Consider the following 23,056-nt stretch of genomic DNA (forward strand, 5'->3'; position numbering starts at 1 on the left):
AGTGTATAAATTTGGGGGAATATAAAATTGAAAAAATTAAAAAAGCTTAAATGGGGTCAGATTTTAATTTTTATTATATTTGAATTGCTTTTTACTGTTATAACAGCGCCATTTATACTTCTTTATGGACCTTTTGAGAATGCAAAGAGAATATATGTGGGGTCTGCAATGAATACATTAAACCATCAATACCTAGCAACTACATTTTTATCAAAAGAAAAAATTAATAATATATTAAATGTTAATGTACCTAAAGAGGTAAAAGAGCCTGAAGTAGAAGAAAAAGCTCCAGAAGTAATAATAAATAAAAGGTATGATAGTACCATAGAACTTTTTGAATTTGAAAATTCAAAATATAAAGGAAGAATGCTTATAGTTAAAGATCCAAAAAGAGTAAAGATAGGTTATACGAGTAGTTTATATAAAAAGGGAGAAACTACCTCAGAAATGGCAATAAAAAATAATGCAGTTGCAGCAATAAATGGAGGGGCTTTTGTAGATAGCTCAAGTACGGCAATTTATACAGGAAACGGTGGAACTCCAACTGGAATAATAATAAGTGATGGGGAGATAGTATTTTCAGATTTAGAGTCTGAAAGTAAAAAAACAGAATGTGTTGCGTTAGATAAGGATGGAAAAATGTATGTTGGTAAATATTCAACAAGAGAATTAAGGGATCTAAATGTTAGAGAGGCAGTAACGTTTTATCCTACACTTATAAAGAAAGGTAAAATAGTACCTTTAAAAGGAACGAATGCATCTCAAGGAATAGCACCTAGAACAGCTATAGGCCAAAGAGCAGATGGATCAATAGTTATGATGGTTATAGATGGTAGAGATTTAATACAAGGTATGGGAGCCACTATGACAGAACTTCAAACCCTTATGTATACAAAGGGAGAGTGTGTTACTGCTTTGAATTTAGATGGTGGTAAGTCAGCTACTATGTATTTAAATGGTGAAGTTATAAATAAAGTTTCTAATGCATTAGGCGAAAGGTATATAGCTACGTCCATTGTAGTTAAGTAATAAAGGTGAAGATTCATGAAATTTTTTAGATATATCAAATCGAATTTAAAGCTAAAACATATAATAATTTTAATTTTAATATCTATTTCATTGCAATGCTTAACCTTATTTTTCTTAGATAAATTTTATTTTAAAGATAATACTGAGGTTAAAATGAAGCAAGTAAATGTACCAAAGCCAAAAGCAAAAGCAGAATTGCATGTTGATATGCCAGGTGGAATTAATGATATTTTAGTATCTTATGATGGTAAGTTTATAACTTATAATGAAAAAAATTTAGTAAATATAGTTAATACAACAAATGGTGAAAAACAGAGCATTGAAAATTTAAATACAGAAGATCTTTTAAAATCAATCTGGTTACCGGACAGAAACTTGATGTTATTTCTTCAGAAAGAATCAAATAAAATAAATCTTTACAATTATGATGTTGAAAAAAAATCAAAACAAAGAATAATAACAATTACTAATTATTTATCAACTTATAAGGACTTTAATATAAAAAGTTCTGCAATTACAGGTGTTATATATGTAAAAATAGATAGTATGATTTATAGAACAGATATAAATCAAACTAAGGTTATAGAAGTACCTATAAGAATAAAAGATTCAACAGATATTTTTATAATACCAACAAAGGATAGAGTAGTATACGAAGATGTAAAAAATTCAATATATTTAACTCAACCTAAGGAAAAGTTAAATATAAAAAGTGATTCACAAACTAAGATTTTAGGGGTAGATGATGAAAGTATTATATATTTAGGTGAGTTAAAGGATGGCAAGGTTATAAGTATAATCAGTAGTAGTCCAAAGAAGGAGCGTTTAAAACTTACTAAAGAAACAGAAATTAAAGATATTTTCGTTAATAATAAAGGGGAAGTATTTGTAAATGATTCGTCCAAAAATGTTATAACTGAACTTTTATCTTTAAAGGAGACTAAATATGAAGGTAGCTTCTTGTCATTTTATAATAATGGAGTTACAAGTATATTAAATGGGAAATATTACAAAATTAAATTTGATAAATAAAAAATAGATAATTTTTTAATGTACCTTATAGAGTAGACAATGAAAAAAGCCTACCTAGAAGTTTATATTGCTTTCTTTGTAGTATAGGAACCTTGTATAGAGCAGGTGTTAAAGTTTTAAAAATAACTGAACGAGAACTACCACCAGAAACTATAGCTAAGATAAAAAAATGTTATTTATAGACACATTATTGTAAGTTACAGCTTAATGTAGATAGGAGAATGATATGCTAATTGCTTTTTGCGGAATTGATGGTACTGGAAAGAGTTCACATAGTAAAGAAATTGGTAATTGGTTAAGAAATAAAGGTATAAAAATTAAAGATTCAAATTTAATTTCAGATAACCATTTATTTTATGATACATTTAAACAGGTTACAAATATGTATGAAGAAAAATATGAAGAAGATACTGATGAGGGTTTTAGTGTTTTATTGGCATTTGAGTTTTTTCGTAGGGCAAAAGAAGTTGAAAAAGATATTAGTGATGGAATAGGAATAATAGCAGACAGATGGACATATTGTCATTATGCTTATAATTATGCTAGAAATGTAAATAATAAGTTTGCTAATTTATTGCTGGATAGTTGCTGTAAACCAGATTTAGTTTTTTTATTAGATTTACCAGTTAATGCTGCTTTAGAGCGTATAGATAGGAGAGGAAGCAGAAGTTATAATGAAACTACTGAGGTTTTAGAAAAAGCTAGGGAAAAATATTTAGAAATTGCGAAGGAAGAAAAAGCTATTATATTAGATAGTGCAGATTCTTTTGAATATAATCAAAAAATTATAAAAAATATAATTAAGGATAAATTTGAAATATAGAAAGAATAACTATATAAGAAGGGAAAAAATGAAACTACTTTTTTTAAGGCATGGACAAACTAATTGGAATCTAGAAAATAAAATTCAGGGTAGTTCTGATACTATGTTAAATGACCATGGTATTGAACAGGCTAAAAAACTAGCTGAGAATATACTAAAATCTAATTATAATATATGTAAAATTTATACTAGCAAACAAATGCGTGCTATAGATACAGCTAAGATATTAAGTTTATATATGACTGTTGATTATGAAATCGTTGAAGGATTAGAAGAAATAAATTTTGGTGAGTGGGAAGGATTATCGTGGAATGAAATAAAGGACAAGTTTCCAGAGGAATATACTGAATGGTGTAATAATCGTAGATATTCTAAATCACATCAAGGAGAGTCATATCAAGAAATGTTAGAGCGTGTATTAAAAGTTATTAAGAATATTATAAGTAAAAATCGAGAAAACGTAATAGTAGTAACTCATAGTGGAGTTATTATGGCATTACAATGTTATTTGACTAAAACATCTTTCTCTGATATTGGAAATTTTAGATTAGATAATATGTCGGTGTGTGAATTAGATAAAGAGGTATTTGATAATTATATTTAGAGGAAGTTTATAAATGATTAGTGTAGTTATGCCCACGTACAATAGGGTACACACTATACAAAGAGCAATTGATAAAAATGAATATTTATGTTTTGATCAATCTATATCAGATTAGAGATGGAGGGGAGAAGGTAAAATGCAAGTAAACAAATATTATAAGTATAAAGAACAAAAACAAGCTATTTTTAAAACGGTAAATGGTGATTTTTATATAATTACACAGTTTGGTAAAAGAATAGATGTTAATCTTTATGAGGTATTAGTATATTTATTTTCTAATGGACAAAGTGACATCCTTAAAATTCAAAACTTAATTAAGAATAATTATAAGAATTGTATCATTTCATTAGATGAAATTGAAAGAATATTGGCGCGTTTTCAAAAAGAAGAAATGATGATTTTTGAAAAAGAAGTATTAGAATTACATCCAATTTATTCTTTTAATTCGTTTAAAATAGTTGAGAAACTTGACATTAATTGTAGTAAAGATACTATTTTAACATTAGGGAAATTAGAATTAGCAATAACTGAAGACTGCCCATTTAGTTGCTCTTACTGTATGAGAAAAGTAGATTCTGAAAATAATGTTTTAAGCTTTGAGCAGAAAAGAAAATTGGTGAATGATTGTTTTGAAATGGGAGCAATGTCATTAAATATAACAGGAGGAGAGCCCCTTTATGGAAAATATGCGGATGAATCAATTGAACTTGTAAAATATGCTAAAAAACTTGGGTATAAGAGAATAATGATTTCTACAAGTGGATATGGAGTTGAAAAAAATATAGAAAGATTAGCGTCTTCAGGCTTAAATGAACTTCAAATATCATATAACCAGTGTACTTTGTTCGAAGAAGATAGAGTTAGAAATAAATTTGTTGAAGATAATATAGATATGATAAAAAAGAGTATGGAATATGGAATTAGGCTAGGTGTTTGTAGTGTTTTAACTAAGGAGAGTTTAACAAAGATCGAACAGATAATAGAATTCTGTATTAAGAATAAGTTATATAGTGTATATTTTTATCCTGTTATGCCAGTTGGCGGGGCAATTACAATATGGGATTCTATAAAACTAAATGAAAATGATATACGTATAGCCATGGAAAAAATACGTTGCTATAAAGAAAAGTACAAAGATAAAATATATATATCAGCTCCGCAATCCTTTATGAATGAAAAAGAGAGCTTAAAACAATACTGTGAGGGTGGAACATATATGATTTATGTTTCTAATAAGGGTGAGGTTTCAGGATGTGCTTGTTCACAACCTATGTCAAATACAATTCATAATAGAAACATAGATGATTTATGGAGGTTCAATGAGTATTTTGATAAATATAGATGTATAAAAGAGTATTCAGCTCCTTGTTTAGATTGCAATTCTTTACTATATTGCTTAAATTCTTGTATCATTAGAGAACAACAGGCATTTAAATTTAACCTAAGATATGGTTGCAACAAATGTAATGCTAGGGCATAGAACTTAAAAAAGATGATTCCTGTTCAATATAGAAATCATCTTATTAATTTTACATAACTTTTTTCTAATTGTCCTTAAGAAAGAGGACATTTTATTTTTTTTAAATAAAATAAGCTACTTTGTTGATATTTAAAGATTGAATAGACGATGCCAAAAATTCCTATTTCTACTTTGTTCTATAGATTTTTCTCTCCAAGCTAAAAGTTTATCATCTATTTCTTTAAAATGTTTTTCTTGCATTTCTTCTAAGGAAGATTTTAATTCTTTATTTTCTTTTTGAATATTCTTAAGCCCTTCCTCTAGTGGCTCTAATTTAGTTGATAAACATTCATCTAAGTTATTATTTATAGCTGTAGTCATAGCTACTTCAACCATTTTTTCTAAAGAAACTTGAAAATTTTTCATAAACTCATTATAATTAGTTTGATTTATAATGGTCATTTCCTTACGACCTACTTCTATATCAGGAGTATTCACATTAATTTCCTCACCTTTTTCTAGGACCTTTTTAATTGCTTTATAATTCAATCCTTGTTCCTTAAGCTCAAAAACTATTTTAAGAATTTCTATATCTCTATAACTATAGCTTCTTTCTATATTATTTTCTCTTTCAATATTAAGCTCTAATACTTTTTCAATATATCTTAGATTATGTTGTTCACAACCTAGTATTTTACATACTTCACCAATACTAAACTTATTTTCAATTTCCATAAATACACCTCTAATCACTTTATAAACTATGTTAAGTAGATTTACAATATTTGTAAGATAATTATTATATTCCATATATTTACAATAAATCCTTCTTAATTTATTAAATTTTTATGTAAGTTTATTAATTTTTTTTATTAAGCTTATATTATGGTGAATTTAGGCAATAGGAAATTTAACTGTAATTTTATAATAAATATTTATTTTATAGGATAATTATGTTATCAAGTAAAATCACTAAAATTTGATCAGTTTAAGCTATATTGTTATAGAATTATATCAAATATATACTGCACTATACTTAATAAGAAATATGTAACCTTAGATGATTTAGAAATGAAATCACAACCAACAAGTGCTATACTAAGTGAAACAAATAATATTAAGGGGTAGGTTCTTATGGAGAATATTACATTAGATAGACTGAGGCAGGCTGGATGGACAAGTGAAAGAAATATTAATATTGATTTAATAGAAAAAATATTTAAAGAGAAAAGTATTGATATGCCTCAAAAAATACGAGCTTTTTTGAGACAATATGGGATGTTAGAAATAAGATTTAAAAGAAAAATACAAGCCATTGATATTTTTGAGGTGATTGAATTTAATCCAATTAAAGCTATTGGTAATAACCTGAATGGTGAATATTTTAAAGATATATTTGATGAATATGATATTAATGATATTGTTTATCCTATAGGAATAAGCAGTAGGGGAAATTTACTTATGCTTATGACAGAGAATGGAACGTTTTACAGATACACTGATGGATTTCTATGTAAAGATGGTGAAAATATTGAAGAAATGTTTGATTGTGTGATAGGTGAATGTAGGGAACCAATTTATTTTGAATAGAATTAAATTAGCTGTATACTATGATTTATGCTTTTAGTTAATTAGAGGAATCAAGTATAGTAAAGGAACTATACCCAAACAAAACAATTTGAATTTGAACATAATTTAGAGATATAAAAAATAAAAGGGGAAAAGAACATGATAAAGACTTGTAAATGTGGAAATGTTATGAATGATTCGGTAGTACCTAAATAAGTATGTGTATTATACATATAGAGCTTAAATGTGAAAATAATTTTTAAATTATAGAAATAGACTACGAAGGGGGAAATCCATTATATTAAATTAGAATAAAATTCTGGTTAGAATATATAAACTTATATGTAATTTTATTAAATAAATGTAAAAAAGTATATAAAAAAGGCGGAAATTTTTAATATAATATAATAAAAAATGATGTATAATGGTATTATGTGGTATTAAATCAAAAAATGAAGGGTTAAGAAAAGTAATAAATTCTTAATTCAGTATGTAGGTGCAAATCTTTGAGGTTCCTACAAAGCAAGATTAACAATGAGATAAATTGTTTGTTAATCTTATTTTTTGATGTATAAAAAATTATAAATTTATAGGGGGATTTATTATGAAAAAAAGGTTAGTTAAAAGTATAATGACTGTATTATGTATTTCATTAGTAATAGGGGCTGTAGGATGTGGAAGTGGTTCAAAAAAAGATAAGGTAACTGAAAAAGAAACTGCGTCTAGTAGTGATACTAAGAAAGAGGATAATAAAAAAACTGATAATGAAGATTCGAAAGGAACAGTGGCCAAGTCTGATTTGGTAAAAGGAACTGTTGAAAAACCAATAAAAATGAATGAAGCTGGAGCATTAGCAGCAACTACTTCAAAAGATTCAAAAACTGAGTTTATGGTACAAATGAAGGTAATAAAAGTAACACGTGGTACTGATGCTAAAAAAATGGTGGATGAATATGATGCAACAGATCCAGTAACAAGATTTAAAGCTTTAGAGGAAGGATTTGAGTTTGTAGTACTTGACACAGAAATTGCAGTACCAAAGAATGTAACTTCTAATCCGGAAGATTTGATAATGGAAGGTAGTAATTTTTCTGTTAAGGGTAAAGATGGGGCTGCAGTTAAAAAAGGAAATTCAGCATTAATAGGAATACCAACTATTACTATAAAAAAGAGTGCTACAGGCTTTATGAAACAAGGAGAAACAAGAACATACCAGATAGCAACGATTTTACCAACTGAGACAAAGGAATTTTTATTTGAGACTAGAAGTGTTAAAGCTGAGAATATGTCATATTTTCTAATTAAATAATATAAGTCAATAACCTATTAGTTAAAAGAAAAATTAACTAATAGGTTATTTTGATATTATGAAAATTAATAAGTTGAGTAATTATTTTATTTAAATTTATAAGTCATAATTACATCAGAACCTTCATTAACTGTTACACCAACTTTTGGATTTATATCTTTAACAGAATCCATATTTGTTATTAGTACTGGTGTAATAAGAGACAATCCTTTACTATTAATAAGGTCTCTATTTATTTTTAATATAGGGGTACCAGCCTTAACATGGACACCAGGTTCTATTAGCCTTTCAAAACCTTCTCCTTCTAAAGTAACAGTATCTATTCCAATATGAACTAATAATTCAACTCCACCTTCAAGCGTCATAGCAAAAGCATGATTTGTTTTGAATATAAGGGATAATTCTCCATCTGTAGGGGCAACTACTATATCACCAGTAGTATCAATAGCAACTCCATCACCAGCCATTTTTTGAGCAAAAACTGCATCTGGTACTTGAGATAAATCTATGGTTTTTCCAGCTATAGGGGCTAATAATCTTAAATCCTTCTTAAAAAATCCAAACATAATATATTCCTAATATTTTTAAATATTAGGGAATTCACATCCTTTCTTTAAATTATATTTAATACTAAAAAAAAATAGGCATAAGTTATTAAAACTTATGCCTGATTTAACAGTAACACGTTAATAATTATTATACAGCAAGTATAATTTGGTTGTCAAGGAGGAACAAATAATACATAAAAAAGAAAAAAATAAAAATTTTTCTTGAAACCGTTGACAAGAACAATTGTGAGATATATAATAAAGTTGTAAATTAAATACAGCGTTTAACGGCGTGTAACCAATTTAAGTTTTGGGCATTAGCTGAAAAGGATATGTTATTACATTATACCTTTTCAGCTTTTTTTATTGCTTTTAATTTGTAATTTTAGGACTTATGTTCTTAAAATAAATAAAAATAAGGGGGACTTATAATTATGATGAAGTATTTACAAAGATTAGGAAAGTCATTAATGCTTCCAGTAGCTTGTTTACCAGTAGCTAGTATCCTAATGGGTGTAGGTTATTGGATTGATCCTACTGGATGGGGTGCAAATAATGTTGCAGCTGCCTTTTTAATAAAAGCAGGTGGATCATTGATTGAGAACATGGGGATACTATTTGCAATAGGTGTAGCAGTAGGTATGTCTGATGATAGTGAAGGGACTGCAGGCTTAGCAGGTCTTGTTTCATGGCTTGTAATTACAACTTTATTATCTACAAAATCAGTAGCAATATTTAAGGGAATTAAGGAAGCTGATGTTGCAGCTGCATATAGTAAAACACAAACACAATTTATAGGTATATTAGCAGGTTTAATTGGGGCTAGTTGCTATAATAGGTTTAAGGGAACTAAACTTCCAGATGCGTTATCATTCTTCAGCGGAAGAAGAAGTGTTGCTATAGTTACAGCAGCATTATCTCTTGTTGCTTCAGGAATATTATTCTTTGTGTGGCCTATTGTTTATGGAGGTTTGGTGTCATTTGGTAAAGGGATTATATCTACTGGTGCTATAGGTGCAGGTATATACGCTTTCTTTAACAGGTTATTAATACCAACAGGACTACATCATGCTCTTAACTCAGTATTTTGGTTTGATGTTGCTGGAATAAATGATATAGGAAACTTCTGGAGTGGGAAGGGAACTTATGGACAAACTGGTATGTATTTAACAGGATTCTTCCCAGTAATGATGTTTGGATTACCAGCAGGAGCTTTAGCTATGTATCATACAGCTAAAGATAAAAAGAAAAAAGTTGTTTATGGACTATTACTAGCAGGTTCAATTTCTGCATTCTTTACAGGAGTTACAGAACCATTAGAATTTGCATTTATGTTCTTAGCACCAGGATTATATGTAATTCATGCATTATTAACAGGTGTTTCAGCAGCAGTATGTGCAATGTTACCAGTAAGAGCAGGATTCAACTTTAGTGCCGGCTTTGTAGATTGGTTCTTAAGCTTTAAAGCGCCAATGGCTCAAAATCCACTATGGTTAATTCCAATAGGTTTAGTAGTTGCAGTTGTATATTATGTAGTATTCCGTTTTGCAATTACAAAATTCAACTTAAAAACTCCAGGTAGAGAAGATGATGACGACCAAGATGAAGAAATGCACATAGATCTTAAAAACAATGACTTCACAAAAATAGCTCAAATTATATTAGAAGGTGTTGGCGGAAAAGAAAACGTAACATCTATAGATAATTGTGTGACAAGATTACGTTTAGAAATAAAAGATCAAGCAAAGGTTAATGAAAAGAAAATAAAATCTGCAGGGGTAGCTGGTGTAATAAGACCAGGTAAAACAAGTTTACAAGTTGTCGTTGGACCTCAAGTACAATTTGTTGCAGATGAATTCAAAAAGTTATGTAGATAGGAAATAAAAAGCGTGGTTTCTATAAAGAAACCGCGTTTTTTATAAAATATTTATTAGAAATATAAAAATTTAATAAAGTTAATTTTATAATGAAAAGTTTATTAGGGATTAGAGATATAAAAGTTTTGAGGTTAGTTAATGAAGAGTAATTAATATTATCTAAATCTAGGATTTCAATAATGGCTTAGAGGGAATTCTTATTCACTAGCGTTAGTAAGAGTAAGTTTTTATTAATTAAATTTAGGATTTAGATACTCACTTAATTTTTAGTGTTTACAAAATATATTAATATGCTTATAATTAGAAGGTATAAAGCCTATAATTTTTATAGGTTAATAAAGTTTATAACCTGGGAAATACTGACAAATATTGCAAGGTAGTTAAATTGAATAGTTAAGCAATGATGGAGAAAAGTAGGTAAGTTAGATTTCAAAGAGAGCTAAAGTTAGGTGAAAGTTTAGTATATTTATCTTAGTGAAAAGAAGCTCCTAAGCTATAAGATGAAAGGTTTTACTATAGTAATCTTATGGGGTTTCTTCCCTTAAAAAGAAGTTTAGAAAAAGTGTAAACACAAATCCTTTATATTATTAAGAGATTAATAAGGTTTGTTTAATAAATTGAATTAAATTTTCTAAACATTAAGCGGGTTATTAATTGACCAATTTAGGTGGTACCACGGAAGTTTAGCTTTCGTCCTAAGATTTTAGGATGAAGGCTTTTTTTAATGTCCACTATTTTGTTGAGAGTAATGCTATTTAATTACTATAAATTAAAGAGAGGATTGATAATATGAGTTACAAAGATTTAGCAGAAAAAATATTTAAGGATGTTACTGAAACACCGGAATTCTTTTTAGAAAAGTATAAGAAAAGAGAGCTTAAGGAAGGTGCTATGGTTACAAGATATGCACCAAGTCCAACAGGTTTTCAGCATATAGGAGGAGTGTTTGCGGCCTTAATAGCTGAAAGACTTGCAGTTCAAAGTGGAGGAGTTTTCTACTTAAGAGTTGAAGATACAGATCAAAAGAGAGAAGTAGTAGGAGCTATAGAAGATACTATAAATACTATGAAGCACTTTGGTATGAATTTTAGTGAAGGAATGACTGGAGAAGACACTGAAATAGGAAACTATGGTCCATATAGACAAAGTAAAAGAGCACATATTTATAATGCTTTTGCAAAAAGCCTAATAGAAAAGGGATTAGCTTATCCTTGTTTCTGTTCAGCCGAAGAACTTACAAAGGTTCGTGAAGAACAAGTAGAAAATAAAATAACTCCAGGTTATTATGGAGAATATGCAAAATGTAGAAATCTTTCACCAGAAGAAGCAATAGCTAAAATAGAGGCTGGTGAACCTTATATTTTAAGATTAAAATCACCAGGAAACTTTGAAACTAGAGTTAACTTCCACGATTTAATAAAGGGAGATATATCTTTCCCAGAAAACAATGTTGATATAGTTTTAATAAAATCAGATGGACTTCCAACGTATCATTTTGCACATGCTATAGATGATGCTTTGATGGGAACAACTCATGTAACTAGAGGAGAAGAATGGTTATCATCTCTTCCAATACATGTTCAATTATTCGAAGTTTTAGGTTTCGAAGTGCCAAAACATGCTCACTTTCCAAGTATAATGAAGCTTGAAAATGGAAATAAGAGAAAGCTTTCAAAGAGAAAGGACCCTGAAAGTGCAGTTACTTACTACAAAGAAGAAGGCTATCCAGTAGCTTCAGTTGTTGAATATCTTTTAAATCTTATAAATTCAACATTTGAAGTGTGGAGAGAAGAAAATCCAAATGCTGATTATCATGATTTTGTTATCTCTCTAGATAAGATGAGTAAGAGTGGGTCATTATTTGATATTGTAAAATTAAATGACGTTTCTAAGAATGTTATCTGTAAATTCCCTGCTACTAGAGTTTATGAAGAATACAAAACTTGGGCAGAAGAATATGATAAAGAAATGTTTGATTTAATAGTTAAATATAAGGAAAGAACTATAAAAGCATTTAATATAGATAAAGAGGGTCCAAAACCAAGAAAAGATTTTGCTAAATGGACTGATGTAAAAGAAAAAGTATTCTTCTTCTATGATGAATTATTTGATAAAGAAACTTTAGAAAATGTTGAACTTCCAAAGAATATGGATATTGAAGAAGCTAAGAGAATAGCTAAAGCTTATGTTGAAATTTATGATGAAAATGACGACAATGAAGCTTGGTTTGGTAAAGTTAAAGAACTAGCTATATCTTTAGGTTATACAGCAGATAGAAAAGCTTTTAAGAAAAATCCAGAAGAATTTAAAGGAATGGTTTCAGATGTAGCTGGAGCTATAAGATCAGTAGTGGCTCACAGAACTAATACTCCAGACCTTCACACTATAATGCACATTATGGGAAGTGATATGGTTACAGAACGTTTTGCAAAATTCTTAAATTTATAAAAAGCAAAGACTACCAAAATTTTGGTAGTCTTTATTTTTTATAAATTAGTTCATTTTTTATATTTTTCCTGTAATATTTTATCATTTTTCTTTTCAAAAACATAATTTTTTGCTAGTATACGAATTAATTTATTCTGTTCAGATTTTTTCATTTAAAAATTTGTCTTTAACATCATAAAACATATTTAAATAAATTAGTTGATTATTAATTGTAGGAAAAGTAATTAATAAAATTTTTAGATAATGCAAATAATATTATATGAAATTAGTAAAGTTATAAATTTATTAATTAATCTAAAATAGATAGGATTATGATAAAAAATCAAATAATGTAATGCAAAGGTGGTATTAAAGATGCCTAAAAGTATTGTGATTGTAGGTAGTGGAATAGCAGCAATAACAGCAATTAAATCAATTAGAGAAATAGATTTAGAGTCAGACATATATTTAATTGGAGAAGAAAAATTTTATCCATATAATCGAATAAGATTGTCAAAAGGTATATTTGATGAACTTGAAGAAAACAAAATACTACTTCAAAAGAAAGAATGGTATGAAAATAACAAGGTGAAAATATTTATTAATACAAAGGTAGTAAATGTAGATATAGATAATAAGGAAGTATTATTATTTGATGGTCGTAAAATTAAATATGATAAAATTCTTTTTGCAAATGGATCAAGTAATACTATTCCTCCAATTGATGGGATAGGTAAAGCAGGGGTATATACACTAAGAGGTCTTAATGATGCCTTAAGTATCAAAAATAGACTTGATGAAAGTAAGCAAATAATAATCATTGGAGGTGGTATACAAGGTTTAGAAATGGCTTGGATATTACATCAACATGGTAAAAAGGTTATAATTGTTGAATTACTATCAAGGCTTATGCCACAATTATTAGATGATAATTCATCAGAATTATTAAAAAAAATAATACAAGATTGTGGTATACAAGTAGTAACAAGCACAAAAGTAAAAGAAATAATAGGTGATACTAAAGTAGAAGGAGTTCTAATAGATGGGAAAGATAAACTTGAGTGTGATATAGTTATTTATTCTACAGGTGTTAAACCTAACATAGAGTTATTGGAAAATACCAATATTAAAACAGCAAGAGGAATAGTAGTAAATGATAAAATGGAAACTAATGTGAAGAATGTTTATGCAGCAGGGGACATTGCAGAATTTAATAATAAAGTTGTAGGGTTATGGAATGTTGCTATAGCTCAAGGAAAAGTTGCAGGATACAACATTGCAGAAAAAGAAGAGTTATATGAGAATGTTATTCCGGTGACAACATTAAATGCTTTTGGTATTTCTTTATTTTCTATGGGATGTATTAATGAAACGGAATCTACAAAAGTGCTAGTAGATGAAAATATTAGTAGAAATCAATATAAAAAAATATTTATTAAAAATAATAAAGTAGTAGGTGCAATTGTAATAGGTGATATAAAACAATCACCATTGCTTAAAGGAGCAATAGAGAAAGAAATAGTATTGGATGAGGTTGATTTTACTAATATATCTATAGAGGATTTATTAAATAAATTGAAAAAATAAATACTACTGATGGAGGTGATAATATGACAGAAATAAAATTTTGTGAAAATAATTTTTCTTTCGGAACAGAAGAAACTATGAAAAAACTAAAAGAAAATTTTAATAACGTTGATGTATCAGCAGAATCATGTTTAGGATATTGTGGTGATTGTTCAGTAGGGCCTTATGCTTTAGTGAATGGTGAAATAATACAGGCTAATACAGCAGAAGAATTATTTGAAAAAATAAGAGATATGATATAAATAACAAGTCATTATAATACATAAAGATGTTTGTAAAACTTTTGAGTTAACTAACAAAAAATTGATGAAGTTAGAAAAGGATAGGTTTGAGCACATACATATTGAAAATAATATTCTGTTTAGGAATATATAATAAGGAAGGTGAAGATTAATGTCATTTAAAATTAACAATACAGTTACTTGGGTTGGGAAAATAGATTGGGAATTAAGAACTTTTCATGGGGAGGAATATTCTACAAACAAAGGTTCATCCTATAATTCATATTTAATCAGAGATGAAAAAACTGTATTAATAGATACCGTATGGCAGCCTTTTGCCAAGGAATTTGTTGCTAACCTGAAACAAGAAATAGATTTAAATGAAATAGATTATATAATAGCCAATCATTCAGAAATTGATCATAGTGGAGCGCTCACAGAGCTTATGAGGGAAATTCCTAACACACCTATATATTGTACTAAAAATGGAGCAAAATTTTTAAAAGCACATCACCATAAGGACTGGAATTTCGTTGAAGTTAAAACTGGAGATACACTAGAAATAGGGAAAAATAAATTAATATTTGTTGAGGCAAGAATGCTTCATTGGCCAGATAGTATGTTTACATATTTGACAGGAGAAAACATATTGTTTAGTAATGATGCTTTCGGTCAACATTATGCATCAGAACTTATGTATAACAATAAAGTTGATAATGCAGAGTTATTCCAAGAAGCAATAAAATATTACGCAAATATTTTAACTCCATTTAGTCCATTAGTAATAAAGAAAATTGAGGAAGTGCTAAGTTTAAATTTACCAGTAGATATGATTTGTCCTGGCCATGGGATTATTTGGAAAGAAAACCCGCTTCAAATTGTTAATAAATATATGGAATGGGCCAAAAACTATATGGAAAATCAAGTGACAATAATATATGATACTATGTGGAATAGTACGAGGAAAATGGCAGAGGGAATAGCAGAAGGATTAAAGGAAGAGAACAAGGATATTGTAATAAAAATATTTAATTCTTCGAAGAATGATAAAAATGATATTATTACAGAAGTTTTTAAATCTAAGGTTGTACTTGTTGGCTCCTCAACAATAAATAAAGGGATTCTTTCTTCTACAGCAGCTATATTAGAGATGATAAAAGGACTTGGATTTAAAGACAAAAAGGCAACTGCATTTGGAAGTTATGGATGGGGAGGAGAGTCAGTTAAAATAATTGCAGAGGAACTAAAGAAAGCAGGATTTGAACTAATAGATGACGGAATAAGAGAGTTATGGAATCCTGATGAAGTAGCATTAGAAAGATGTAATGAATTTGGAAGAAGAATTGCTCAACAGATACATTAGTTAATAAAAAAATATTAAGTAATAGGAAAATATTAAGTAATAGGAAAATATTAAACAGCTTGAATTTATTCAAGCTGTTTAATATTATTAATTCACTTTAGAAGCTCTTTTTTGTTTTAATATTGTAATAACTGCTGGCATTATTGATATTCCTATTATAGCTAAACAAACTAATGAGAAGTTATTTTTAACTACTGGAATATTACCAAAGAAGAATCCTGTACAGCTACAAAGAGAAACCCATAAAAGGCTACCTACTATACTAAAACTTAAAAACTTTATATATTTCATTTTTCCGATACCGGCTACAAATGGTGCAAAAGTTCTAACTATTGGTACAAATCTAGCAATTATAACAGTAGCACCGCCATATTTATCATAAAATCCTTGAGTTTTTTCTATATGCTCCTTTTTAATGAGCTTTAAATTTTCTTTTGCAACTATCTTAGCACCTATAAATTTACCTAAATGATAATTTACATTATCACCTAAAAATGTTGCGAAAAATAAAAGTGGTATAAGCTTGAAGATGTCTAAAGCACCAAGTCCAGCTAAAGCTCCAGCTGCAAATATTAATGAGTCTCCAGGTAAAAATGGAGTTACTACAAGTCCAGTTTCACAGAATATTATTAAGAATAATATTCCATAAGTTAATGCGCCATAGGTTTCAGTTATATATTTCAAATGTACGTCTAAATGTATAAATATGTCTAGTAATTGTCTAGCTGATTCCATAAATAAAAATTCTCTCCTTTATGTATGTAGTTATATGCCCATGGGTTAAATTATACCATTAAGTGTGGTATATATTCAAGGAAATAGAATATAGTTTATAATTCATTTACATAATTGGGTTTTTAATTAGTCAAAAAACTTCTTATATAAGTAATTAAGCTATCCTATAATCTCCTTATATATTTATTATATCCAAATATAAATACTTAAACAAATCATATATTAAAACTATTAGTTTTTAATATTAAAATATTCTTAGAATTTGTAATGAGGAGGATGCTTCTCTTACAGATAAAAGTTTTCGATAGTTTTATCTTTTATATCATCGGTTATTCCGATATATCTAAGTGTTACACTTGGAGCAGAGTGATTAAATATATCTTGAAGTATAGCTACATCTTTATATTGTTTATAATGAAAATAACCAAAGGTTTTTCTCATGGTATGAGTTCCAACTTCTTTAAGTTTACATTTAGTGGCAGCTTGATTTAATATGCGATAGGCTTGTACCCTTGTTATGGGAGTATTATAACCTTTTTTAGAAGCAAAAAGATATTCATAATCTTCCATATTGTTTATGTACCTATCTAAGTCTATCTTCAAATTAGAATTTATAAGAAATCTCTTAGTTTTACCTGTTTTTTGTTCTTTTATTAGAATATGAGTTTTATCTTTAACATCAATAACTCGAAGATTTAAAATATCTGAAACTCTAAGTCCTGTATTTATTCCTAAATTAAATAGCATATAATTTCTATATCCAAGTTTAAGCAGCTCATTTTTCATTTCTTGTATTTTATCCCTATCTCGTATAGGTTGTACAAAATCCATAAAGTGTACCTCCAAATCATAAAATTACCTATATCTATAATAATACATTTTAAGTAACAAATAAATATGTTAAGTTACTTTTGCGAAATTTATTTTTTAAATAAATATACTCCTAAGTCTTTAATAGTAAAGCTTAGGGGGGATTTTTACGTAATGTAACTTAATATTAATTATGTTACATTAATTCTGCATAAAAAGAGAAATTACAACATATCGATTTGTATAAAATTTTTATTTTTAAAAACCTTCTAAACATAATAAAAGTAGTTTAAAGTTATTTTAAAAATGGTTTTATTTTTACAGGGAGTGTGTAATATAAAGACTATATTTTTAATATATTTTATGGAAACAAAAGAATTTAAGGTGTATATAATAATCATATTATAAGAATAAAAGATATAATATAAGGAGGAAATTTATGTATGCAAACACAGAGACTATAAATTTCATAAAAGATTATAATTATCAAACTGATAATAAAGATATGAAGTTTACTAGTATTGTAATAGCTACGTATAATCAACTTGATTATACAAAACTTTGCATTGAAAGTATTAGAAAGTTTACACCTAAGGAAAATTATGAAATTATTATAGTTGATAATAATTCCACAGACAATACAGTAAATTGGTTAAGAAAACAAACGGACTTAAAAGTCATATATAATATTGAAAATAAAGGCTTTCCTACAGCATGTAATCAAGGTATTGAAATATCAAAAGGAGATAGTATATTACTTTTAAATAATGATACTGTAGTCACACCAAACTGGCTTAATAACTTACAAAGAGCTTTATATAGTAGTGAAGATATTGGAGGAGTAGGGGCTATATCTAACTACTGTTCAAATTATCAGCAAATACCTGTATTCTATAAAGAGATAGATGAATTGCTAAAGTTTGCAAGTGAAATAAACAAATCAAACAGCAATTTATGGGAAAATAAAGTTAGATTAATAGGTTATTGTTATATGATAAAAAGAGAAGTGATAGATAAGGTTGGTATGCTAGATGAAATATTTACACCAGGTAACTTTGAAGATGATGATATTTCTTTTAGAATAATTAATGAAGGATACAAATTACTTTTGTGTAAAGATGTTTTTATTCATCACTTTGGAAGTGTTTCATTTGGTAAGGAAGCAAATAAATTTAGTAATATTATTGAAATAAACAGGAATAAATTTAAAGAAAAGTGGGGCTTTGATGCTTACTATAGTGCAAATATCAGGTTTGATATAATATCCCTTATTACTTCAGAGGTAAATGATAAAATAAATGTTTTAGAGATAGGTTGTGGCGTAGGTAACACATTATTAGAAATAAAAAATAGATATAGAAATGCTAACTTATATGGTATAGAGTCTTGTGAAAAATCTGCTCAAATATCTAGCAAACTTTGTAATTCAATAAACGGAGATATTGAATCTATAGATTTACCTTATCAACATAATTATTTTGATTATATTATATTTAGCGACGTTTTAGAACACCTTGTAAATCCATGGGGCACCTTAGAGAAACTAAGGAAATATCTTAAAGAAGATGGATATATATTAGCAAGTATTCCAAATGTTATGCATATAAGTGTTTTAAACAACCTTATAAATGGAAGATTTCGATATGAGGATTCTGGTATTTTAGATAAAACACATTTAAGGTTTTTTACATTAGCTGAAATAGAGGATTTGTTTAATTCTACAGGTTTTAATATAATTTATAAAGCTACAATTCAATCTCCGCCGAATATTGAAGAAGAAAAACTTTTAAATTCTTTATATCAAATAGTTACATCGGATTTAAAAGATCAATATACAGTATATCAATATCTTGTAAAAGCAAATAAAAATATATACCGATAATTACAAAAAGTGGCCTTATATAATTTGTATGACTTAATTGGATTTAAATCATGTAAAATTATATAGGGTCACTTAGTATTTCTAAAGAAAGTACTTGTTTATATGCATTTTAGTTAAAAGTTTTCTACATTCACCATAATAGATAAATTTGAGTAAATATTCCTATCATCAATAATTTCAAAATAAGCATCTTCAAAATAAGTTTTTACAATTATTTTGTTCTTTCTAAATAAATCTATAAGTTTTTCTCCATGAATAGTTGAGGGAACAACTATTTGAAGAGTTTTTATTATGTTATTAGGAAGTATATATACACAATTAGTAAGCTCTTCAGAAACATATTTTATTTGTTCTATAATTTTAAGTTCTACCATAAGCTTGTTTCCAGAAAGCTTAGTTCCATCATTAGATATTCTTATAGGTGTATCTATTACATTAAGACTTGAGATTTCACTTTTTATAATAACTGATAAAATTGAGGAGATATTAGGTTTTTCACAGGGTATAAGGATATCATATGGTATAGAGAATTCTGAAAAATATTTAGGTGATTTAGGAAATTCATCAGCAATACCTATTATCTCTATAGAGTTGATAACTGTTCTTGACATTTTTTTACCTCCAAAATAATTAATTAACTTTCTATTTCCGCCATAACTAATAATGTTGTAATCAGTAATATAGATTCTTCACTTTCTAATTCTGCATAAATATCTTCAACAAAAACTGCAGGAAATATATTACTGTCATAGGAAAAGTTTTTAGGAAGTATTAGAGATACATGTTTTTTCAATATATTAGAAGTTGTAAATATAGATTCTCCCTCATAACTACCTATATAATCAGTTCTAACTCTTATACCTAAATCTACACAATATTTAAACCCTGTAAGTTCTATACCTTCTAAGGAAGTACCTACTGCAGTTCTTATAATTCTAGAATTTATTATATTAGGAAATACCCCAACCTTTATTAGTTCTTTAGCTTTAGGTTTAGAACCTGGAAGTACGATTTTTTCCTCTATTATTATTTGTTTAAAAGATTTTATATTGTCTGGTATATATTCTGAAACTCCATAATATTCAATCATATTCTTAAAATTAGAAATCACCTTAACTCCTCCAAAAACATATAACTTCTTTTAATAGTATATTCCTACTTTTTAACAAAAATTACTATAGGTTACTATGTTAAATTAAGAGATGAAGTGTAACGAGCTTTGAGTTTTTCTATATAATGATTTCTTTGTATAAATATTAAGAAGGGTTTATAAATTTAATTGTTTTACCAATAAGGATATGTTTCAAAGTATAGCAACTTGTTAAAAGGATATAGTATATATTTTAAAAATAATTTTACATAGTATATGTAGGTGTAATTTTACATATAATTCTAAATATAAGTAATTTTTTTTGGGTGGGATATGATACATAAGCTTGGGTTAAATAAGGATAATGCTATAAAAAATTTCTATTTCAAGAAACTAGAAGTAGATTTAAATGTAGATAATGCTGATGATAAAATAAATGTAATTTCAGCTTCTATAAATTCTAAAATAACTAGTGTAGATATAGATACTTCTTTATATCTAGATAAAACGTTAATATCCTTACAGTTTTTTTTAGGTTATAAGATACTTTACAACTTAAAAGGCAAGAATTCTGTATTTGTTTTAAGGGATGAGTCTTTTCATATAGTAGAGTTCTGGAGAAAAAATTACATTGATGGTTATAGTATAGAAGAACTTATATTAAACAATTCTATGAAGGTAGAAATTAAGATAAATAACATAGATATAGAGATTAAAGAAAAAGGAATAACTATTACAAGCTATTTAATTTTTTCTTTAATTTGTGATAAGCAATATAGTTTAGCTTTTGTAGGTTTTAATGAAAATGGAGGAAATAACATATTTTTAGCCTCCAATGATATGGCAAAAATACTCCAAAAAACTTTTTCTAATAATATAACCTATAAAGATGTTTCTTTTATAAAAAACACTCAAGATATTTGCTATCTAAGCAATGAAGATGGTAATTTTAGCTTATATATTTTAGGAATTAGAAGTTTAATTTCTAAAAAAGTTTTTAAAGATATCAATATAGATGAGATAATAAGCTTTTCTTTAATAGGTGGAAATAATGTAATTTTTCTAGCTAAAACTATAGAGGGAATTAATCTATGTAAGGGAAACCTTAGAAATGGCACATTTATTAAGTTAACAAACATTGTTAATGAGGATAATAATGTTCAATTTCTAATGAATAAAAGGACAAACTCTATTTATTATTTTAAGACGCTTAAAGAAAAGTCCATTATTTATGAACTTAAAAATAATAACTTTAAAGTAGAGCTAATAAATATAGAAGGACAAGTCTTTTGGTGTGATATTGATAATTCTAACTCTATAATAGGATTAGTAAGTTTAGATTCAAAAATAAATATATTTATTTACAAAAATAATATAGTGTACAATGCTATACCAGATTATATAGAAGAGATAGTTAAGGTAAGTATAGCAAAGTTTTCAAATTTAATTTATATGCTTTGTAAATCCAAAAATGAATCTTTGATACTTATATATGATATAGAAAAGAAAAATTTTAGAAAGATAAATTATAAACTAAACTTATATAAAGCTTACGATTTTGTATTATCTCCTTCTGAAGAAGAGATGTTTTATACTGCAGACGGAAATGAGGGTTTAAATATTTATAATTTAAATCTAAAAACTTTAGAGAATAATTTTTTAGTTTCAGTGCCAAATACCAACTTAAATTTATATTATAAAAGCTAAAGCTTAAGGGGGATTTATGGATAGTTTTAATGAAAATTTAATAGAATATGTTGGTCTGTCAAAAATAAATCTTTCTCATTATAATGTAAAAAAGTTATGTAGCTTAGATAAAGTTTATAAGCTTAAAGAAAATCAAGGGGATATATTAGATATAAGCAGAGTTTATGTAGATGTTAATATATTAAATACTAAAAAGATTCTGTCTCCCATGGCTACTAATTATGAAGGAGAAAGTTTTGAAAATGATCTTTTAGTATTTGAGGCTTGCTTAAGTTTAAATATTGAATATATAGAAGACTCGGAAGTTTCAGGATTAAATATTATAAATATTAAAAAAAATTTTACCAATATGATAAATCTTAAAGATAATGATGAAATAGATAAGCTATCATTAAATGCCTATACATTAAAAACCTATGTAAAAAGGGTATCTAGACATAAGATTTTTTATTATGCAAATATAGCTATTGTTAGTGAATGATATATGTTTATAGAAAACTTAAATATTCAAGGTCTTACAGACAAAGAAAAATTTAATTATGATAGCTTAGAGGGGGCTGAACCTTGTAGTCTAGATTTAAATATAAAAACTAATAAGAGTTACAAAGATATTTATGAAATTATCATAGAAGAGAAAGATAAGCAGGTTGATTATATGGAAGTGGGAGGTAAAAACCTTATTACTGTTTATGGAGAGCTTAATATAAAACTTCTAATGATTTTAGAGGATAATAGTGCTGAAATTATAACTTATAAAAAGTTATATAGTTTTTCTTATATAAAGGTAAAAAAGAAACTTTTTAAAATAGCGTGGGTAGACTTAAAACTCTCATTTTTAGACAAGAACAATTTAAAGCTTTTTCTAATTGGAATAGCTATGTTTTCTGCTAATCTTATACTTGATAAAGAAGATGAAAAATTACTTTTAAGGAATAGAGAAGGTAAGATAACAAATATATATTTAAGTGAAGAATTTTTCTAAGG

23 protein-coding genes and 1 other annotated feature are annotated in these 23,056 nt (G+C 27.2%); of the genes, 17 read left to right on the forward strand and 6 right to left on the reverse strand.

What is annotated here, in order from left to right:
• Window positions 1–27: 27 nt before the first annotated feature.
• The 6 genes from BUB01_RS09815 to BUB01_RS09835 all read left to right on the forward strand — a co-directional run bounded on the left by BUB01_RS09815 (window position 28) and on the right by BUB01_RS09835 (window position 4,968).
• Window positions 28–1,029, forward strand: coding sequence for a phosphodiester glycosidase family protein (locus BUB01_RS09815; protein WP_242958393.1), 1,002 nt, complete (start codon window positions 28–30; stop codon window positions 1,027–1,029).
• A gap of 15 nt (window positions 1,030–1,044) precedes the next feature.
• On the forward strand, window positions 1,045–2,061 hold the full coding sequence (locus tag BUB01_RS09820; protein ID WP_072986594.1) for a hypothetical protein: 1,017 nt from the start codon (window positions 1,045–1,047) through the stop codon (window positions 2,059–2,061).
• Between the two features lie 226 nt (window positions 2,062–2,287).
• On the forward strand, window positions 2,288–2,884 hold the full coding sequence (tmk, locus tag BUB01_RS09825; RefSeq protein ID WP_072986597.1) for a dTMP kinase: 597 nt from the start codon (window positions 2,288–2,290) through the stop codon (window positions 2,882–2,884).
• 28 nt (window positions 2,885–2,912) lie between these two features.
• Window positions 2,913–3,488, forward strand: a complete 576-nt coding sequence (locus BUB01_RS09830) for a histidine phosphatase family protein (protein ID WP_072986599.1) — start codon at window positions 2,913–2,915, stop codon at window positions 3,486–3,488.
• A gap of 13 nt (window positions 3,489–3,501) precedes the next feature.
• Window positions 3,502–3,603, forward strand: coding sequence for a glycosyltransferase (locus BUB01_RS23815; protein WP_200802862.1), 102 nt, complete (start codon window positions 3,502–3,504; stop codon window positions 3,601–3,603).
• Between the two features lie 21 nt (window positions 3,604–3,624).
• A complete protein-coding gene (locus BUB01_RS09835) occupies window positions 3,625–4,968 on the forward strand; it encodes a radical SAM protein (protein ID WP_072986602.1) in 1,344 nt (447 codons plus the stop codon).
• A gap of 129 nt (window positions 4,969–5,097) precedes the next feature.
• Here the strand turns inward: BUB01_RS09835 and BUB01_RS09840 are convergent, their stop codons facing one another.
• Window positions 5,098–5,682 carry a helix-turn-helix domain-containing protein gene (locus BUB01_RS09840; protein ID WP_072986605.1) on the reverse strand — a complete coding sequence of 195 codons (585 nt, stop codon included), beginning with the start codon at window positions 5,680–5,682 and terminating at the stop codon, window positions 5,098–5,100.
• Between the two features lie 399 nt (window positions 5,683–6,081).
• Here BUB01_RS09840 and BUB01_RS09845 point away from each other — a divergent pair, with 399 nt between their 5' ends.
• Together BUB01_RS09845 and BUB01_RS09850 are read left to right on the forward strand one after the other, a co-directional pair.
• A complete protein-coding gene (locus BUB01_RS09845) occupies window positions 6,082–6,537 on the forward strand; it encodes an SUKH-3 domain-containing protein (RefSeq protein ID WP_072986609.1) in 456 nt (151 codons plus the stop codon).
• Between the two features lie 583 nt (window positions 6,538–7,120).
• Window positions 7,121–7,825: a hypothetical protein gene (locus BUB01_RS09850; protein WP_072986612.1), complete on the forward strand. Its 705-nt coding sequence runs from the start codon at window positions 7,121–7,123 to the stop codon at window positions 7,823–7,825.
• Between the two features lie 86 nt (window positions 7,826–7,911).
• On the opposite strand, the gene BUB01_RS09855 is transcribed toward BUB01_RS09850, so the two are convergent.
• Window positions 7,912–8,391, reverse strand: coding sequence for a PTS sugar transporter subunit IIA (locus BUB01_RS09855; protein WP_072986616.1), 480 nt, complete (start codon window positions 8,389–8,391; stop codon window positions 7,912–7,914).
• Window positions 8,392–8,807: 416 nt separating this feature from the next.
• On the opposite strand from BUB01_RS09855, the gene nagE reads away from it, so the two are divergent.
• From nagE to BUB01_RS09880, 5 genes are all read left to right on the forward strand, one after another.
• Entirely contained in the window at window positions 8,808–10,250 is a 1,443-nt protein-coding gene (gene nagE / locus BUB01_RS09860; RefSeq protein ID WP_072986619.1) for an N-acetylglucosamine-specific PTS transporter subunit IIBC, read from the forward strand.
• Window positions 10,251–10,641: 391 nt separating this feature from the next.
• Window positions 10,642–10,951 (forward strand) — a binding site (T-box leader).
• A gap of 88 nt (window positions 10,952–11,039) precedes the next feature.
• Window positions 11,040–12,698, forward strand: a complete 1,659-nt coding sequence (gltX, locus tag BUB01_RS09865) for a glutamate--tRNA ligase (protein WP_072986623.1) — start codon at window positions 11,040–11,042, stop codon at window positions 12,696–12,698.
• Window positions 12,699–13,052: 354 nt separating this feature from the next.
• The gene (locus BUB01_RS09870) at window positions 13,053–14,264 is read left to right on the forward strand and encodes an NAD(P)/FAD-dependent oxidoreductase (protein ID WP_072986626.1); all 1,212 of its coding nucleotides are present in this window, start codon (window positions 13,053–13,055) and stop codon (window positions 14,262–14,264) included.
• Between the two features lie 23 nt (window positions 14,265–14,287).
• Window positions 14,288–14,506 carry a YuzB family protein gene (locus tag BUB01_RS09875; RefSeq protein WP_072986629.1) on the forward strand — a complete coding sequence of 73 codons (219 nt, stop codon included), beginning with the start codon at window positions 14,288–14,290 and terminating at the stop codon, window positions 14,504–14,506.
• 151 nt (window positions 14,507–14,657) lie between these two features.
• Window positions 14,658–15,848, forward strand: a complete 1,191-nt coding sequence (locus tag BUB01_RS09880; protein WP_072986632.1) for an anaerobic nitric oxide reductase flavorubredoxin — start codon at window positions 14,658–14,660, stop codon at window positions 15,846–15,848.
• An 87-nt stretch (window positions 15,849–15,935) separates the two neighbouring features.
• Here BUB01_RS09880 and BUB01_RS09885 read toward each other — a convergent pair whose 3' ends face one another.
• Both BUB01_RS09885 and BUB01_RS09890 read right to left on the reverse strand, forming a co-directional pair.
• Window positions 15,936–16,583, reverse strand: coding sequence for a DedA family protein (locus tag BUB01_RS09885; protein ID WP_072986634.1), 648 nt, complete (start codon window positions 16,581–16,583; stop codon window positions 15,936–15,938).
• Window positions 16,584–16,868: 285 nt separating this feature from the next.
• Window positions 16,869–17,414 (reverse strand): site-specific integrase, encoded by a 546-nt coding sequence (locus BUB01_RS09890; protein WP_072986637.1) that lies wholly within the window; start codon window positions 17,412–17,414, stop codon window positions 16,869–16,871.
• A 418-nt stretch (window positions 17,415–17,832) separates the two neighbouring features.
• Between BUB01_RS09890 and BUB01_RS09895 the strand changes: the two genes are divergently transcribed.
• Window positions 17,833–19,275 carry a bifunctional glycosyltransferase family 2 protein/class I SAM-dependent methyltransferase gene (locus tag BUB01_RS09895; RefSeq protein WP_242958394.1) on the forward strand — a complete coding sequence of 481 codons (1,443 nt, stop codon included), beginning with the start codon at window positions 17,833–17,835 and terminating at the stop codon, window positions 19,273–19,275.
• Between the two features lie 113 nt (window positions 19,276–19,388).
• Here the strand turns inward: BUB01_RS09895 and BUB01_RS09900 are convergent, their stop codons facing one another.
• Entirely contained in the window at window positions 19,389–19,886 is a 498-nt protein-coding gene (locus BUB01_RS09900) for a hypothetical protein (protein WP_072986640.1), read from the reverse strand.
• A gap of 23 nt (window positions 19,887–19,909) precedes the next feature.
• Window positions 19,910–20,386 (reverse strand): hypothetical protein, encoded by a 477-nt coding sequence (locus BUB01_RS09905; protein WP_072986643.1) that lies wholly within the window; start codon window positions 20,384–20,386, stop codon window positions 19,910–19,912.
• 312 nt (window positions 20,387–20,698) lie between these two features.
• Here BUB01_RS09905 and BUB01_RS09910 point away from each other — a divergent pair, with 312 nt between their 5' ends.
• Genes BUB01_RS09910 through BUB01_RS09920 form a run of 3 tightly spaced genes read left to right on the forward strand, consistent with a single transcriptional unit; the run spans window position 20,699 to window position 23,054 of the window.
• On the forward strand, window positions 20,699–22,072 hold the full coding sequence (locus tag BUB01_RS09910; RefSeq protein ID WP_072986646.1) for a hypothetical protein: 1,374 nt from the start codon (window positions 20,699–20,701) through the stop codon (window positions 22,070–22,072).
• 16 nt (window positions 22,073–22,088) lie between these two features.
• A complete protein-coding gene (locus BUB01_RS09915; RefSeq protein WP_072986650.1) occupies window positions 22,089–22,553 on the forward strand; it encodes a hypothetical protein in 465 nt (154 codons plus the stop codon).
• 3 nt (window positions 22,554–22,556) lie between these two features.
• Window positions 22,557–23,054, forward strand: coding sequence for a hypothetical protein (locus tag BUB01_RS09920; protein WP_072986653.1), 498 nt, complete (start codon window positions 22,557–22,559; stop codon window positions 23,052–23,054).
• The last annotated feature ends 2 nt before the right edge of the window (window positions 23,055–23,056 follow it).

Source organism: Clostridium cavendishii DSM 21758 (assembly GCF_900141845.1).
Classification (GTDB): Bacteria; Bacillota; Clostridia; order Clostridiales; family Clostridiaceae; genus Clostridium_AG; species Clostridium_AG cavendishii.